At 45.7% G+C, this 15,140-nt stretch carries 12 protein-coding genes and 1 tRNA gene; 3 read left to right on the top strand and 10 right to left on the bottom strand.

The genetic code is table 11. From position 1 onward, the window contains the following. The first annotated feature begins 12 nt into the window (after positions 1-12). Positions 13-1,188 (top strand): 2-methylaconitate cis-trans isomerase PrpF, encoded by a 1,176-nt coding sequence (gene prpF, locus CWI78_RS01335; RefSeq protein WP_126779500.1) that lies wholly within the window; start codon positions 13-15, stop codon positions 1,186-1,188. A 31-nt stretch (positions 1,189-1,219) separates the two neighbouring features. Here the strand turns inward: prpF and CWI78_RS01330 are convergent, their stop codons facing one another. From CWI78_RS01330 to CWI78_RS01305, 6 genes are all read right to left on the bottom strand, one after another. After that, positions 1,220-1,807 (bottom strand): hypothetical protein, encoded by a 588-nt coding sequence (locus tag CWI78_RS01330; protein WP_126780308.1) that lies wholly within the window; start codon positions 1,805-1,807, stop codon positions 1,220-1,222. 186 nt (positions 1,808-1,993) lie between these two features. Next, positions 1,994-2,734 (bottom strand): 3'-5' exonuclease, encoded by a 741-nt coding sequence (locus CWI78_RS01325; protein WP_126779498.1) that lies wholly within the window; start codon positions 2,732-2,734, stop codon positions 1,994-1,996. Positions 2,735-2,740: 6 nt separating this feature from the next. Then, entirely contained in the window at positions 2,741-4,594 is a 1,854-nt protein-coding gene (locus tag CWI78_RS01320) for a DUF294 nucleotidyltransferase-like domain-containing protein (protein ID WP_126779496.1), read from the bottom strand. A gap of 72 nt (positions 4,595-4,666) precedes the next feature. After that, positions 4,667-6,361: a BCCT family transporter gene (locus tag CWI78_RS01315; RefSeq protein WP_126779494.1), complete on the bottom strand. Its 1,695-nt coding sequence runs from the start codon at positions 6,359-6,361 to the stop codon at positions 4,667-4,669. A gap of 216 nt (positions 6,362-6,577) precedes the next feature. Further along, the gene (locus CWI78_RS01310) at positions 6,578-7,186 is read right to left on the bottom strand and encodes an outer membrane protein (RefSeq protein ID WP_126779492.1); all 609 of its coding nucleotides are present in this window, start codon (positions 7,184-7,186) and stop codon (positions 6,578-6,580) included. 105 nt (positions 7,187-7,291) lie between these two features. Beyond that, entirely contained in the window at positions 7,292-8,461 is a 1,170-nt protein-coding gene (locus tag CWI78_RS01305) for a M14 family metallopeptidase (RefSeq protein ID WP_126779490.1), read from the bottom strand. A gap of 296 nt (positions 8,462-8,757) precedes the next feature. Here CWI78_RS01305 and katG point away from each other — a divergent pair, with 296 nt between their 5' ends. Beyond that, positions 8,758-11,013 (top strand): catalase/peroxidase HPI, encoded by a 2,256-nt coding sequence (gene katG / locus CWI78_RS01300; protein ID WP_126779488.1) that lies wholly within the window; start codon positions 8,758-8,760, stop codon positions 11,011-11,013. Positions 11,014-11,091: 78 nt separating this feature from the next. Here katG and dbpA read toward each other — a convergent pair whose 3' ends face one another. The 3 genes from dbpA to CWI78_RS01285 form a co-directional block, all read right to left on the bottom strand. Further along, entirely contained in the window at positions 11,092-12,492 is a 1,401-nt protein-coding gene (gene dbpA / locus CWI78_RS01295; protein ID WP_126779486.1) for an ATP-dependent RNA helicase DbpA, read from the bottom strand. Between the two features lie 75 nt (positions 12,493-12,567). Further along, positions 12,568-13,449 (bottom strand): DMT family transporter, encoded by an 882-nt coding sequence (locus tag CWI78_RS01290; RefSeq protein ID WP_126779484.1) that lies wholly within the window; start codon positions 13,447-13,449, stop codon positions 12,568-12,570. A gap of 77 nt (positions 13,450-13,526) precedes the next feature. Next, positions 13,527-13,603 (bottom strand) — tRNA-Val (locus CWI78_RS01285). A gap of 218 nt (positions 13,604-13,821) precedes the next feature. On the opposite strand from CWI78_RS01285, the gene CWI78_RS01280 reads away from it, so the two are divergent. After that, positions 13,822-14,085 (top strand): hypothetical protein, encoded by a 264-nt coding sequence (locus CWI78_RS01280; protein WP_126779482.1) that lies wholly within the window; start codon positions 13,822-13,824, stop codon positions 14,083-14,085. Between the two features lie 3 nt (positions 14,086-14,088). Here the strand turns inward: CWI78_RS01280 and CWI78_RS01275 are convergent, their stop codons facing one another. Beyond that, positions 14,089-15,123: a DUF3080 domain-containing protein gene (locus tag CWI78_RS01275; RefSeq protein ID WP_126779480.1), complete on the bottom strand. Its 1,035-nt coding sequence runs from the start codon at positions 15,121-15,123 to the stop codon at positions 14,089-14,091. Positions 15,124-15,140 lie beyond the last annotated feature (17 nt).

Raw genomic sequence — 15,140 nt, 5'->3', positions numbered from 1 at the left:
GGTTCTAAAACGATGCATAAACCACAAATTAAAATTCCCGCCACTTATATGCGTGGCGGGACCTCGAAAGGGGTCTTCTTTCGCCTGCAGGACTTACCCGAGCCGGCTCAACAGCCGGGCGCTGTGCGTGACGCTATATTGATGCGTGTCATCGGCAGTCCGGATCCTTATGCTAAGCACACAGATGGTATGGGTGGCGCAACGTCAAGTACCAGCAAAACGGTTATCGTCTCTAAAAGCGAGCAACCCGGGCATGACGTAGACTATCTGTTCGGGCAGGTCTCTATTGATAAACCGTTTGTTGACTGGAGCGGGAACTGTGGGAACTTATCCTCAGCCGTAGGACCTTTTGCGATTGCGAATGGCTTAGTTGATGCCGATAAAATTCCTGAGAATGGTGTCTGCGAAGTCCGTATCTGGCAGGCCAATATTGGTAAAACCATTGTCAATAAAGTGCCTATGGTTAATGGTGAAGTGCAGGAGACCGGCGACTTTATTCTGGATGGCGTCACTTTCCCTGCGGCTGAAGTGGCGGTGGAGTTTATGGACCCGTCTGCCGACGGCGACTCCATGTTTCCGACCGGTAATTTAATCGATGATTTAGAGGTTCCGGGTATTGGCATACTGAAGGCCACGATGATTAACGCGGGTATCCCGACCATTTTCCTCAATGCGGAAGAGATTGGTTACGATGGCACCGAGCTGCAGGAAGTCATTAATGGCAGTCCGGAAGCGCTGGATCGCTTTGAAACCATCCGCGCCTATGGTGCGGTGAAGATGGGCTTGATTGGCGATATTGCCGAAGCGGCTAACCGCCAGCATACTCCAAAAGTCGCCTTTGTTGCCGCACCGAAGGATTACACTGCATCCAGTGGTAAGGTGATTAAGGCCGATAACGTTGACTTGTTGGTAAGGGCGATGTCGATGGGCAAATTGCACCACGCCATGATGGGAACCGCTGCTGTTGCTATCGGCACCGCTGCGGCAATTCCAGGTACCACCGTAAACTTAGCTGCAGGCGGTAATGACCGTACTATGGTGAACTTTGGTCACCCATCGGGTACCTTGCAAGTTGGTGCTGAATGCAAGCAAGTTAATGGGCAATGGACGGCCATTAAAGCTATTATGAGTCGCAGTGCCCGAGTGCTAATGGAAGGGCAGGTGCGTATTCCAGAAGTTATTCTGTAAAATGAGAAGTCGCGCAATTAGCGCGACTTTCTTAGTCTGCGTATCCCCAGGGAGTTGGTGGTGTATCTACAGGGGCAGTTAAATCAAAATCGACCCGAAACTCACGACCTTCTCTGATTAACCGATAAGTAAATGTCTCATCGTGAATGTACATCTGCCAGATATTGGTATTAGATTGTGGAACGCCAAGCTCAATAAACAGTTCTTTAGAATAAGCATCAGCTGGGAAAGACTGCGCTGTTGCGTGGCCTTTATCGGTTGTATGTCCACCATACATAGTCAATGGGTCATAGTTACCATCTGGCTTACGATGATCGTGCTTAAGGCTAATACCCGATCCGGTTTGCGTTAAAATCCAGGTTCGCGAGTGGTTATCACCCACATGAAATGGAATTTCAATACGTTGGTCGCCGCATTTGCGCACATGCATAATCAAATCACCCTCAAAACCTTCTGACTTGGGTGTATCAACCGTCACCTCCCCAGCAAAAGCGTTACCACAAAGCTCGTTAACCGCCGAGAAAAACTGCGCTTGAGTTTGTGTAGCCACTCGAGGGGCAGGTTTAATTACCTGATTTTGCTGAACGGCTAAGGCAGTTCCTGCGAGGGTTGTACTCATTAAACCAACAATGAGTAACGTGTTGATGGTTTTTATTTTAGAGCTGTTCATTCAATTATCCTAAATTAGCATCAAATAATTATGAAGTTATACCGAGTACCCTGTCACAACCGTTTCCATTAGTCACTAATTCTTGAGTTGCCTTAATGCAAAGAAATAGCAAAACTTGGTGTAGCGATTCCTCGATTAAGGTAGCCAGATTTTATCCAGCGGCGTTGTTGGCTCGAAATGTTTCGCTATTTGTGCCTGAAAAAGCTCGGCGCAGGCAAGCGCATCGGTTGTTGCATTGTGCGGTGGATAAAAGGGCAGGTTATAGCGGTCACGACTGTCTGCTAGCCGAATCGATTCTGGCTTTTTACCGCGCAGTTTTTGCCATAAAGATAAGGGCTTTCGGTAAAAACGAGCTTCTATTTCCATAGTGTCAATAAGAGGAAATTGAATACTTTCATTGAGACGTTCTTTAAAGGCATCTTGTAAAAAAGGGCGCTCAATACCGTGATAATGTACTACCCACACTTTTCCAGCTACAAGTTCTAATAGTTCATCGATAATAGATTCAAGATCTGGCGCCTGCTCAATATCGCTATGAGTAATCCCATGAATGACAACGGACTGATCGGTTAATGTGCGCCGCGGTTTAACGACCCAGCTTTTTGCCTGGGAGAAAAAGATGCGTTCTGTTGTCATGGGAATTGCGGCTATACTCACAATGCCGTGTTGTTCAGGATCCATACCTGTAGTTTCAAAATCAACGGCGACCATAGGTACTTGGTTTATTGGTGCTTCAGGCGCACTTATACCGTAGTTATAATACTTTTTCAGTGCGTAAGATTGGCTCTGCCTGGACAAACTGTTAAAGCGTTCGGGCCAGTCAATCGTTCTGGGTTTCATCTGGCGTTGCTTTTTTTCGGGGGCTAGATAAAGCATCTTCTATTAAGCTCCTGAGTAACGATAACGCAGATATTTTTGCGCATTACTTAGGATTTGAAAGGCGTCTTTCAAATTCTTACGTTCAAAATCTGATAAGTCTTCCGGGGCAACATTATTATCAGGGATTTCGCCAGCGGCAAGTGCTAAAGCTTGGTGACGAATTCTCACCATTGAAATTAACTCAAGAGCGTCGCGTAAGTCCGGGCCTCGTCCCTGTGGGAGTATTTGTGACTCGATTATGTCTTCCAGCCGTGCAAATGAGTTACGTTGCGATGAACCAATGGCCAAAGCATGAACGCGTATTAAGTCCGCTACAGGACCGGTGCCGCGCCTTTTCGTATTAATGCTGTCTCTATGTTTGCCATCTTTTTCCATGACAAAGTCTTTAAAAAAGCCTAACGGAGGCGTGCGATTCAGAGCGTTACGCGCCATAGAGCCTAAAAATCGTTTATTTCCCTTCGCTTTACTGCGGATAAGGGAGTTGAGCTCGTCGGCGTATTTTTGTTGTCCCCAGACCCCGTCTAAATCGAAGAATATGGACGAATGCAGAAGTTTTTCGGCAGAAGGGTTTTCAATCCAGTCGGTAAAATAGTTCTTCCAGACTTTCAGTGGCTGTCGCCATGAGTCGTTTGTCGCCATAATACCACCGGTGCAATAGGTGTAACCGCAGGCATTCAAGCCGTCGGTAACAAAAGCAGCTAACTCTTTGAAGTAGTTGTCGTGTATTTTGGGGTCAAAGTCGTCATGTAAAACCAGGGCGTTATCCTGATCAGTAACAATGCTTTGTTCATCCCGCGCCATAGAGCCTAAAGCCAGAAAACAGTAGGGCACAGGTGGTGGTCCAAATTTTTCCTCGGCAAGCTCTAAAAGCCGTTGTTTGAATGAGCGCCCAATAGTCGCCATGGCAGAACCTATCATACGTGAATTAGCATCTTCGTTGACCATGCGCACGAAACTGGAAGGAACCCCTTCAGCCAACTCGGTCAATTCTTCAATAGAGTTCTGTTTGAAAATACCGCTAACGATAAACAGAGAACTTTTAGATTCATGCTGTGCGACATCCGATAAAGCGATGACACCGATAATTTGGCCCTTCTTCAACACCGGTAAATGATGAAGGTTGGTTCGCATCATCGTTAGCAGGGCTTCAAATACCCGGCTATTGTATTGAATGAAAGTAAGGTCCTCGCTCATAATGGATGAGACAGGCTGTGTGCTGGAACGGTTAACGGCCAGCACCCGTTTGCGCAGATCTTTATCGGTTATAATACCGACAGGAAGGTGCTGGGACTCATCAACGATAAGTAAAGATGACACTTTTTCATCCGTCATTTTAGACGCGGCGTCATGAATGCTGGCGTTTAAATTAATAGAGACGGGTTCTCGTGTAACGATAGTGTCGACAGTCGCAGTGAGTGATTCATTGCGATTTTCCTGCTCTCTTACTGCTTGGTTTATTCGACGATGCCCTTCAACTTCAACGGCATCTGCAAAACTATCGTATTCGTCAAACAAACGGTTAAATAAGGTGCCCGGAATAAAATAGATTAAGGTATCTTCAAGCGCTTTAACCGGATACCGAACTTTGCCTTTGCGCAATAAGCCAGCCTCACCGAAAAAGCCGCCTTCGCTTAATCGGTTAAATAAATCACCGTTACGATTATACGTTTCTACTGAACCGCTACGAATAACGTACAGGTCGGAGATTGATTGGTTGTATTCAAGCAATTGCACGCCAGCTTTGAAGTAACCAATTTCGATATTCTTAACGAGCTGAACAAGTTCTTCTTCAGGTAGTTCGTTGAAAGGCGGGAAACGACGTAAAAAACTTAGAATTTCAATGTGTTCAGCTTCCATAAGTTTACCCGTTATAGCAAAAAGCGGCGCGAGAGCGCCGCTTTTACATGGTTAAAGAACTGCGTAGCTCGTCTATTTAGCAGGTTTACCAACTCTGGGCTCAGAACGCAAACCCTGAACGACTGCTATGCAAGCGGCCAGTAACACAAGAGTGAACGGCAAGCCTGCCGACACCGCCATTGCCTGCAACGCTACCAGACCGCCACCGAGTATTAGAGCAATTGCAACTAAGCCCTCAAATGTACACCAGAATATACGCTGGGGTACTGGCGCCTCGACTTTACCACCCGCGCTGATGGTATCGATAACCAGTGAGCCTGAGTCTGATGAGGTGATGAAGAACACCATAACCAGAATAATGCCCACAAAAGAGGTGATGCCAGTCCAAGGAAGGCCTTCAAGCATAACAAATAGCTGTAATGAAAGGTCCACGTTGGCGACTTCTTCTGCTCCTGCTACGAACTGTTCAATTGCGGCAGTGCCGAATACGGTCATCCAAAAGACACAAGCCAGCGAGGGAATCAAAAGTACTGAAATTAAGAATTCGCGTACAGTACGGCCTCTTGAAACCCGCGCAATGAACATGCCTACGAAAGGTGACCAAGCAATCCACCAGGCCCAATAGAACGAGGTCCAGCCTTGCGAGTAATTGAGGTCTTCACGACCGACCGGATTAGAAAATGCCGGAAGGTTAACGATGTAATTGTAAAGGTTATCAACAAAGCCTGTCAGAATAGCCACTGTTGGGCCAACGATAATGACAAACAGCATCAGCAGAGCCGCAAGCGACATGTTGATTTGAGAAAGTCGCTGTACACCGGATTCAAGTCCTGCCAGTACTGAAATAAGTGCTATGGCTGTTATGCCAATAACCAGTAATACCTCTGTTGTATCGCCTTCAGCCCAGCCAAATAGGAAGTTAAGCCCGGCTGCGGCTTGAGAAGCGCCCAAACCAAGAGAGGTGGCCAGACCAAATAAGGTCGCTAAAATGGCGATGATGTCGATGATATGTCCTGGCCAACCCCAAACGCGCTCACCCAAAATTGGATAGAAAATTGAGCGTATGGTTAATGGTAACCCTTTATTAAATGAGAACAGTGCCAGACCTAGGGCTAATACGGCGTAAATAGCCCATGGGTGAAGCGCCCAGTGAAAGATGGTGGCTGCCATGCCCAGTTTCATAGCCGCGGCTTGATCGCCACCCGCACCACCAAGAGGAGCCCAGTCGGTACGAATACCGTCGGCATTGGTTTCCGTTCCAGCCAGAGCCGTACTGAAGTGAGTTATCGGTTCAGAGACACCATAGAACATGAGTCCGATACCCATCCCGGCAGCGAATAGCATCGAAAACCAGCCCAGGTAGGAAAAATCAGGGCTGGCTTCTGTACCGCCAAGACGAACATTGCCAAGTGGGGAAAAAATTAAAAACAAACACAAAATGACAAAAATGTTGGCTGCACCAATAAAGAACCAGTCAAGATTACCCGTTAACCAGTTTTTAGTGTTGGTAAATATGGGTTCTGCCTGATTTTGGAACATTAACGTTATGACCACGAACGCAACAATTGCCAGTCCTGAAATAGCAAATACGCGGTTATGGAAATCCAGACCAAAAGGTCCTACTTTCATAACAACATTGTCTTGTCCTACTTGATAGTCGGTGTTTATTGGGTTGACTTCACCGTCAGGAACCATCGGGTCATTGGCTTGACGCTCGCGCTCGAGATCTTTATCTCCGCGGAGCACTTCTTCTTCTTTTTTGCTCATTAGCTCTCCCCTTTATAAAAGTAGGCATTTTTAAGCCTTGAATTTAAACGTTTATTCTAAATTCATTACTAGAGTATAGAGAGCTACGCAGATTTCTCAAAGTTAGATCGGTTTTTTGCTGTGAAAATAAGAGATTAGAAGCATTTTAATTGCTTTAATAGGACACTGACGTGCGCTGTATAGGGGGGCACGTCAGTGTTTAGGGAAAAATATGAGTTAGAAACTGTAACGAACGGTTGCGGCGACAGTATCAATATCCTGATCGATTTCGTCTAAATCGTAGAGTTTATAACCAACCCCTAGTGACAGGTTACTGGTCAGGTGGAAAAAAGCTGAGGCATCGTAACGAATGGCATTTTCGTCATCAATGTCCAGATAGTCCGCTTTTACTGATAACTCGAAAAAGTCGGTAATCATGGACCGAATACCCAGCCCTGCGCCATATCCTGACTCATCAAAGGACTCCGAGCCGATAGCATCCACGGAACCGACCAACTCGAGCTTTTCGTAAGTGACCGTTGCAAAGAAATCGGTCGAATTAGTGATGTTATGATTAAATCCGATACCGGCGTTAAGAGAGTCTAAATCAACATCGCCGAAATCAGATTCGTCACCGACGGAATCAAAATTTGTCAGGACAAAAATAGATTCGTTTAGCGACAGAGACCCTGACACGGCATAACCATCCATTGAGATATCTTCATCGATGGGCGTCTCTATATCTGTTTCGATATAGGATGCCTGGATTTTATCCCAATTAGGAGAATCAGCGAATGCGCTAGTTGAAGTTCCAATCAATGCAATTGCAATTAATGTTTTCTTCATAATACTTCCTTAGTTGTAAGTCTCTCAGCAAGGGTAACCAATTGGTTATCCTTGCACTCAACCTAGTCGCACTAAGGTTAGTCAGCAATGGCTTTTACGAAACCTTTAATCTAAGCGATTAACTAAGGAAACGAGCGCAGCCTCAGCAACTTTTTTAATGTTATTGCGGTCTTCGCTATCACTGACCTCATAAGTCACGGCATGAGCGGCAAATTCGTCAGCTATAAACTGTTTGAATACGCCACTTTCAGGATGATTTCCTGATTGATATTCGAGCTCAACCGAGTCGATCATTTCAGCGATTTCTTCAATCCAGTCGTAAACCCTATGAGGGTTTCTTAAAGGAGCTCCGCTAGGTGACTCGTAGTCTTTCGGCATGGTATAGAAAACATTGCGGTGAGTAGAGTGGAAGTCTATGGCAAATTCTATCTGTCCACCGTTTTCGACAAGCTTTTCGAGGTAGTTGGTCAAGGCCTGGGTTTCCGGTAGCGTTTGGTTGTTCCAGTCACGGTTCATATCTATGCCGGCTGCTGTTAGACGCCAGTTTCCATGATAGACACCGTCGGGGTTCATGTTAGGAACCAGTAATATATTGTATTTTTGGCGAAACTTAACCACGTAAGCTTCGTCGCTGAATAAGATCTCGCCAAAATGGAGTAGAGCTAGAGCTCCGGTAACCTCAGGCGGGTGTTGTCGGCCAATAAGTATTATCCATTTGTCGCTCGACTTCACTTTGTGTTCTAAGGCCGCTAAGTTTCGCCCCTCACTTGAAACCCCCAGAGAAATAACTTCTGATTGTTGCGGCTCTTTAATTAAGCTACTAAGCCACTCAATGTAATGGACGTTATCGATGATCTCCTGCCCGGCAATAAACTCCTTTGTTTTAGCAGATAACGTCAGTTCGAACTGAAGCCAGTTGTCACCTTCAGAAAAGGGAATTGGGTGCCACATGTCGTCACCTTCGCTGCGCTTAGGCTTATAACGTGACACTCCTTCGCTGGCGACCAAAGTGATATCAATGGTTTGACTTTCTTCAGTAAGGTTCTCTATCGCAAAGGCGTACCATGGGCTTGGATTAATTTTTTCCCTTTCTGGCTCTAGGTAGAGACTGTATTGATTGTTATCGGTTTTTTCACAATGGTGCAGCCGACCGACAGCAAAGTTGGTGGTAAAACTAATTTGCTCGAAAGCGCAATCCTCAGGTTCCTTTTCAACATTCTCAGGTTGCTGAAGCGATAACTGGCTAAATAAAGCAGCGCTGGCTAGTGAGAGCATTTATTCTCCAGGTTTAAGGCTGTGTTGTAATATTTTTTTAAGTAGAGTCATTAATATAGTTGACTCTGAGTGTTTTACTCTAGTTCTGTAAATTCCAGTTAAGACGAGAACGTGTTCGCATACAATAGGTAAGTTAAAAAGCTTTTATTACTAACATTTCCTCTTCTATTTTAAATAAATACTGACTATTCGATTACGCCAATCTATTTTTCAAATCTATCTGAGCCCCCTAAAACTGTACGTTTAGTCTATATTAATAGCGCACTAACTGTGTCTAACAAAAAGGGTAATTAATCATGTTTAAGAAAACAGTACCTTTACTTTCTGTTGTTGCGATTGCTATATCGTTTTCGGTGGGATCAGGTGTTGCTAATGCTCAGCAAGATTCATCTTACGAGGTGAATTCTCCAGAGCCTAAGTCGAACGAATTTTGGTGGCCGAATAAGCTCAATTTAGAGCCTTTACGTCAACACAGTCCGGAGTCAGACCCTTACGGCGAAGATTTTGATTATGCCAAAGCTTTTAATCAGCTTGATCTTGAGCAAGTAAAAAAGGACATTGAAGCGCTGATGACCTCGGATCAGGACTGGTGGCCAGCTGACTACGGTCATTATGGTCCTTTCTTTATTCGTATGGCGTGGCACGGAGCGGGAACCTATCGCGTTCAGGACGGCCGTGGTGGAGCAGGTGGCGCTCAGCAGCGCTTTGAACCGTTGAATAGCTGGCCGGATAATGTGAGCCTGGATAAAGCACGTCGCTTGCTATGGCCGGTTAAGCAGAAGTACGGCAAGAATATTTCATGGGCTGACTTAATGGTGCTAACCGGCAATGTGGCGCTTGAGTCGATGGGTTTTGAAACCTTTGGTTTTGCTGGTGGGCGTGAGGATGCCTGGGAACCTGACATTGTTTACTGGGGTCCTGAAAAAGAGTGGTTAGCCGGTGACGAACGTTACTCAGGTGATCGTGAACTTGAAAACCCATTGGCGGCTGTTCAGATGGGTCTGATTTACGTTAATCCAGAGGGACCTAACGGCAAGCCCGATCCTTTGCTGGCCGCGAAAGACATTCGTGATACTTTTGGTCGTATGGCAATGAACGACGAAGAAACAGTCGCTCTGATAGCCGGTGGACACACCTTTGGTAAGGCACATGGTGCGCACAAGCCAGAAGAGTGTTTAGAAGCTGAACCAGCTGCTGCAGGTGTCGAAGAACAAGGTCTTGGCTGGAAAAATAAATGTGGCAAGGGCAACGCTGAAGATACCATCACCAGTGGTTTAGAAGGTGCATGGTCAGTTAATCCGACAGCCTGGACAACTCAGTATCTGGATAACTTGTTTGGTTTTGAGTGGGAACAGACAAAGAGTCCTGCAGGCGCTATTCAGTGGATCCCTGTTGACGGTCAGGCGTCAGAACTGGTTCCTGATGCGCACGTTGAAGGTAAGCGTCACGCTCCTATCATGTTTACGACGGATCTTTCGTTAAAAGAAGACCCGGAGTATCGCAAAATTGCTAAACGCTTTCACGAAGACCCGAAAGAGTTTGAATTGGCGTTCGCAAAAGCCTGGTTCAAACTAACTCACCGTGACATGGGTCCTAAGCAGCGTTACTTAGGTGATATGGCTCCGCAGGAAGATCTTTTGTGGCAGGATCCAATTCCTGAAGTGGACTTTGAGTTGATTAACGATAATGACGTTGACCAGCTTAAAGCTGTTATTCTGGATTCAGGACTTTCTGTACCTCAGCTAGTACGTACTGCCTGGGCATCGGCATCAAGTTTCCGTGGTACCGATATGCGTGGAGGCGCAAACGGTGCTCGTATCGCATTGGAGCCTCAGGTCAACTGGGAAGCGAATAATCCAACTGAGCTCAAGAAGGCATTGAATACGCTGAAAGGCATTCAGGAAGACTTTAACGATGAGCTGTCTGGAGACAAGCAAGTGTCTTTAGCGGACGTTATTGTTCTTGGTGGCGCAGCAGCTATCGAAAAGGCAGCGAAAGACGCCGGTTATGACGTAACCGTTCCTTTTGAACCTGGTCGGACTGACGCCTCTCAGGAAATGACCGACGTTAATTCGTTCTCGTTCCTTGAGCCTAAAGCTGACGCATTCCGCAATTACTATGCTGAGGGCAACCGTGTTTCACCAGCTCAACATATGGTGGATAAAGCCGACCAGTTAACCTTGACGGTACCGGAAATGACGGTACTAGTGGGTGGCTTACGTACTTTAGACGCTAACTATGATGGGAGTGATCATGGTGTGTTTACTGACCAGCCGGGCACGTTGAGTAATGACTTTTTTGTTAACCTGCTAAGCATGGATAACGAATGGAAACAGTCATCGAACAACGAAGCTATTTACGAAGGTTACGACCGTAAGACCGGTGAACAGAAATACACCGCAACCCCGGTTGACCTGATTTTCGGTTCGAATTCTGAATTGCGTGCTGTTGCAGAAGTTTATGCAATGAGTGATGCAGATCAGAAGTTTGTTGGCGATTTTGTTCAAGCATGGACGAAAGTCATGCAGTTAGATCGCTTTGATATGAAATAAAACCTGAACTCAGCAAAAGTAGAAGTGAAACGGTGGCGGTAAAATGCCACCGTTTTTTATACTGAACACAGTTATCATCTAAAGCAGTTTTGCGCGAAACTTTTTACCTTTTATCTTGTTGTTACTAATAAGGCCTAAAGCGTGTTTCGCCAAACGCGAGTTTACAGCAACAAAGCCAAACGTACTTTCCAGCTTTATCTTTCCAATATCTTCAGCGCTCAGAACATTGTCTTTGGTCAGTGCACCGACAATGTCACCAGGCCTTAACTTGTCTTTTTTGCCGCCGCTTATTTGCAGCGTTGTCATGGTTGCCTTTAATGGTTTGTTGTTAGACAAGGCGGGTGCTGGCTTTATCTGAATCGGTTCAGCAAAAGTGTCTTCGAGCAACCGCATTTTGTAGTCGTCCTGTGCGGCAACTAAGGTTATAGCCATACCTTCTTTACCGGCTCGGCCGGTACGGCCTATACGGTGGGTATGGGTATCTAAATCGTGTGCCATATGAACATTAATGACTAAGTCGAGCTCAGCAATATCTAACCCGCGGGAGGCGACGTCAGTTGCCACCATTACCCGCACGCTGCCGTTACTGAATTGTATGATTGCCTGATCACGGTCTTTTTGTTCAAGCTCTCCATGCAAAGCTAACACGCTGAATTTATTTGCCTGCAGTGTACTGAGTATGTCCTTAACTTCGTTCTTTGTGTTGCAAAAAATAAGAACGTTCTCTGGCTGATGTTCATTTAATAAGTTCATAATCAGCTGTGCGCTGTCTTCATGGTTCATTGCATAAAAGTGTTGTTCAATCCTGGGTTTGGCCTCTTCCTGAATCGCATTAATATTGGTCGCTTTGGCTGTTACCTGCTCAGCCAAAGCCGCGATATTCTTTGGATAAGTCGCACTAAATAACAGGGTTTGTCGCGCTTTAGGAATGTGCTTAACAATAGCGCTCAGGCTCTCCTGAAACCCCATCTCGAGCATACGGTCAGCCTCGTCCAGAACGAAGATGTTCAGCGCGGATAAATCAACATTTCGTTGCTCGAGGTGGTCAAGTACACGCCCGGGAGTCCCAACCAGTACATGAGCGCCATGCTCAAGGGAACTCGTCTGGATACGGCTTGGCTCTCCACCACATAAAGTTAATACTTTTATGTTCGTCATAGATTTAGCTAAGTTACGAACTTCTTCGGCGACTTGATGAGCTAATTCGCGTGTAGGGCAAAGCACTAACGCTTGTGGGGTAAAGCTTTTGGTATTTAGCTTGGAGAGCAGAGCCAGCGCAAAAGCCGTTGTTTTTCCTGAACCGGTATTGGCCCGTACGACCGCATCCGTATTATCCAGAATAACTGGCAAGCTTAATGACTGAACTGGCGTCATTTGTTCATAACCAATTTCATTCAGTCTGGAGATTAAGGCTGGCGCTAAGCTTAGCTGATTAAATTGAGTAATTTCGGTTGTGTTTGCTGGAGTCTGGTCAGGCATTAATAGGCTACTTTCGGTTTAAGTTTCTGGGCGTATTGTAACAGGCTTTGGACAAAAGGTAGTGCGATAATCCGTTTAATCAGACGACTCTTTACCGGAATAAACACCCAAAGCAGTAACTGTTACGAGAATAAGCAACATGCCCAATATTTGTGAATAAGCCAGTATTTCACCTAAAACAATAACTCCAAAAAGCGAAGCCGTGACGGGTTCTATTGTAGCCACAATAGAGGCTAAGGCCGGTGGTGTTTGGCGTAAACCAATCAGGTATAAAATAAAGGATGTGCCGCCGCCAAGTACGCCGATAATGGCAAATAGGGGCCAGTCGACCGAACCTGGCACCTGAGCTGCTTCTGCCGGGTCTATAAGAACACCCAACGCCACAACAAGGGTTAAAAAAGCAATGGTAAGAATGGCCTGAGGACTGCCGTACTGAGTGGCATACTTAAAACCAAAGATAAAAAGAGCCAACGACAGTCCTGAGAGTAACCCCGTTGCGACACCCAGCAGGGTAATGCTGTTTCCTTCCATTTGATAAACACGGGTCAGCAGCACAACACCCACCATAACTAACGCAATTGCTGCCCACTTTACGAGAGTCGGGCTTTCCAGCTTGAGTGCAAAAGAAATAAGGTAGACAAATATTGGTGCGCAATACATAAGGGTAGCAGCAACCGCAACGCTACTTTCAGAAATACTAAAGAAGTAAAAACCGAAGTTACCGGCGACACCCAGCCCGGCAATTATCGACCACAGCCATAAGCGACTATCAGCGAGACCGCTACAGCGCGGCTTTAGTGACAACCAGATAAGCACGAACAACAGTCCGACTGCACCGCGGTAAAAAGATATTAGTAGGGCATCCCAGTCATTATTGATGAGGATACCGGCAATTCCGCCCGACAACCCCCAGAAAAAAGCCGCTGACGCTACCAGTATGATGCCTGAATTCGTCATGCATTGGTCAACTTCTAAGTGAAAAGTTTAACGTGCCGAAAGTATTGAATTTAGAAGACGAGAGGGGGATTTTCAAATGGTGCGTCCGAGTAGACTCGAACTACCGACCTCTGCCATGTCAAGGCAGCGCTCTAACCAACTGAGCTACGGACGCACATTTTAGAAGTGTCGTTAAGACGGGCGGTATATTAGTGATTTGCGCTAACAGGTGCAAGTGATTTTTTATGAAACCCATTTGTTTGCCGAAATTATATTCAACGCAAAGCCAGCTCGTATTGTATTGGGGGCTGGTTCTATTTGCTCAAATTTGCCTTTTCGGCTTCAATAAAGGGGAGAGAGGTCACAAATAACAGGCGAAGACTAGGAGGTTTAATGCTGAATTTTTTACGAGTAATCAGGGTGTTTGCCGGGCTTCTTTTTCTTGCCGGAATAGCCGGTATCATTGCCCAGCTAGGGTTTAACATTTTACATGTTGATGTTGTGATGCGCTCATCAGTTATCGTTATTATGGTTGGTACGTTGTTTGCTGCTTTCTGGCTTTGGGTTTTTCTTGGTTTGCGGTACGTTATTAATGAAATTCATCAAAAAGAGCAAGGTAAACCACATCCAGGCCTGACTAAGAAATGGCACTTGTAAGCGTTAATCAAGCCCCGGCGTAAACTTACAGACACTGTAAAACTTCTGCCATGGACGCACAAAATGTACTGATGCATCGGTGAGCTTTTTACTGAGTGTGCCTAGTTCTGCAATGTACGCCTTTAGTTCAGGTTGAGGTGCTATGCCTTCGAGGCTCTCCAAAGTCATCAATAAACGCTGATGCTGTTCGATAATTTCTGCTATGTCGCCTTGCATTTCTTTAATGTAAATGGTGTTAAACGTTTTTTTCAGCTCCAGAGCTTTATCTGGCACTTGCTCATCTTGACAGTAAACAGATTGCGGAATTTCGGGCAGTCGTTCGGTCATCTTCTCCAGTTTATAGGAGTAGTCCAGCATAGTGCGGTAAAGGTCGGGAAGGTAATTACTGCGCTCTAAACGGCCAAGCATTTTTATTAACTCTGCCGGATCGTCGACTTTTTGTGTGTAGCTCCAACGCTCTAATATGCGGGTAAAGCGTTCAAGTGCATTCACCGCATAGTTGTACTCTGTCACGTGTATTTTGGGTAACGAATTATTTCCTACAGACAGCGCTTTTCTTAGTCCGTCGTCACGAGCAAAGGCATTTGCCAGGCTGTGCTTAAGTTGTGACTCCTTATGTTCCAGAGCTTCTTTTAATTTATCTTTAACGTTGGCTGACTCAGGGTGCTCAATGCATTTTTTGAGTGCTTGAATTATAGTCAGGTCAGCATGGTATCGACTAAAACCATCTTTTAGTCTTCCTAATGAGCTGTTGTTTTCTGCAATCAGTTGTCCTAACTGACAATGATTAAGCTGAAGGCTGTCCAGTAACCCCATGCTGGTGCGCTCAATATTCTGGGTTAAATCGCGTTTAGCAGGGTACTGCAGTTGAGGTTTAGGCGCTTGTATCGTTTGAGTAGGCAGGTTGAGTGTACTGTGAACTTGGTTATGTAGCTTATCGGCGTACTCCGTTAGCCCAGGATCATCTGAGCAGGCTGATAAGCCTATAACGACTAACGCATAGCCAAAAGACCTGAAAATCAGTACACTTCGCTTCATTGTTTTATTCCTTGCAA

The organism is Idiomarina ramblicola (genome assembly GCF_003987255.1).
GTDB lineage: Bacteria > Pseudomonadota > Gammaproteobacteria > Enterobacterales > Alteromonadaceae > Idiomarina > Idiomarina ramblicola.
This window is presented reverse-complemented; position numbering and strand designations above follow the sequence as displayed.

Coding starts and splice junctions, on each gene's coding strand:
- prpF (WP_126779500.1), top strand. CDS start 13: ATGCATAAACCACAAATTAAAATTCCCGCCACTTATATGCGTGGCGGG.
- CWI78_RS01330 (WP_126780308.1), bottom strand. CDS start 1,807: ATGAGTACAACCCTCGCAGGAACTGCCTTAGCCGTTCAGCAAAATCAG.
- CWI78_RS01325 (WP_126779498.1), bottom strand. CDS start 2,734: ATGCTTTATCTAGCCCCCGAAAAAAAGCAACGCCAGATGAAACCCAGA.
- CWI78_RS01320 (WP_126779496.1), bottom strand. CDS start 4,594: ATGGAAGCTGAACACATTGAAATTCTAAGTTTTTTACGTCGTTTCCCG.
- CWI78_RS01315 (WP_126779494.1), bottom strand. CDS start 6,361: ATGAGCAAAAAAGAAGAAGAAGTGCTCCGCGGAGATAAAGATCTCGAG.
- CWI78_RS01310 (WP_126779492.1), bottom strand. CDS start 7,186: ATGAAGAAAACATTAATTGCAATTGCATTGATTGGAACTTCAACTAGC.
- CWI78_RS01305 (WP_126779490.1), bottom strand. CDS start 8,461: ATGCTCTCACTAGCCAGCGCTGCTTTATTTAGCCAGTTATCGCTTCAG.
- katG (WP_126779488.1), top strand. CDS start 8,758: ATGTTTAAGAAAACAGTACCTTTACTTTCTGTTGTTGCGATTGCTATA.
- dbpA (WP_126779486.1), bottom strand. CDS start 12,492: ATGCCTGACCAGACTCCAGCAAACACAACCGAAATTACTCAATTTAAT.
- CWI78_RS01290 (WP_126779484.1), bottom strand. CDS start 13,449: ATGACGAATTCAGGCATCATACTGGTAGCGTCAGCGGCTTTTTTCTGG.
- CWI78_RS01280 (WP_126779482.1), top strand. CDS start 13,822: ATGCTGAATTTTTTACGAGTAATCAGGGTGTTTGCCGGGCTTCTTTTT.
- CWI78_RS01275 (WP_126779480.1), bottom strand. CDS start 15,123: ATGAAGCGAAGTGTACTGATTTTCAGGTCTTTTGGCTATGCGTTAGTC.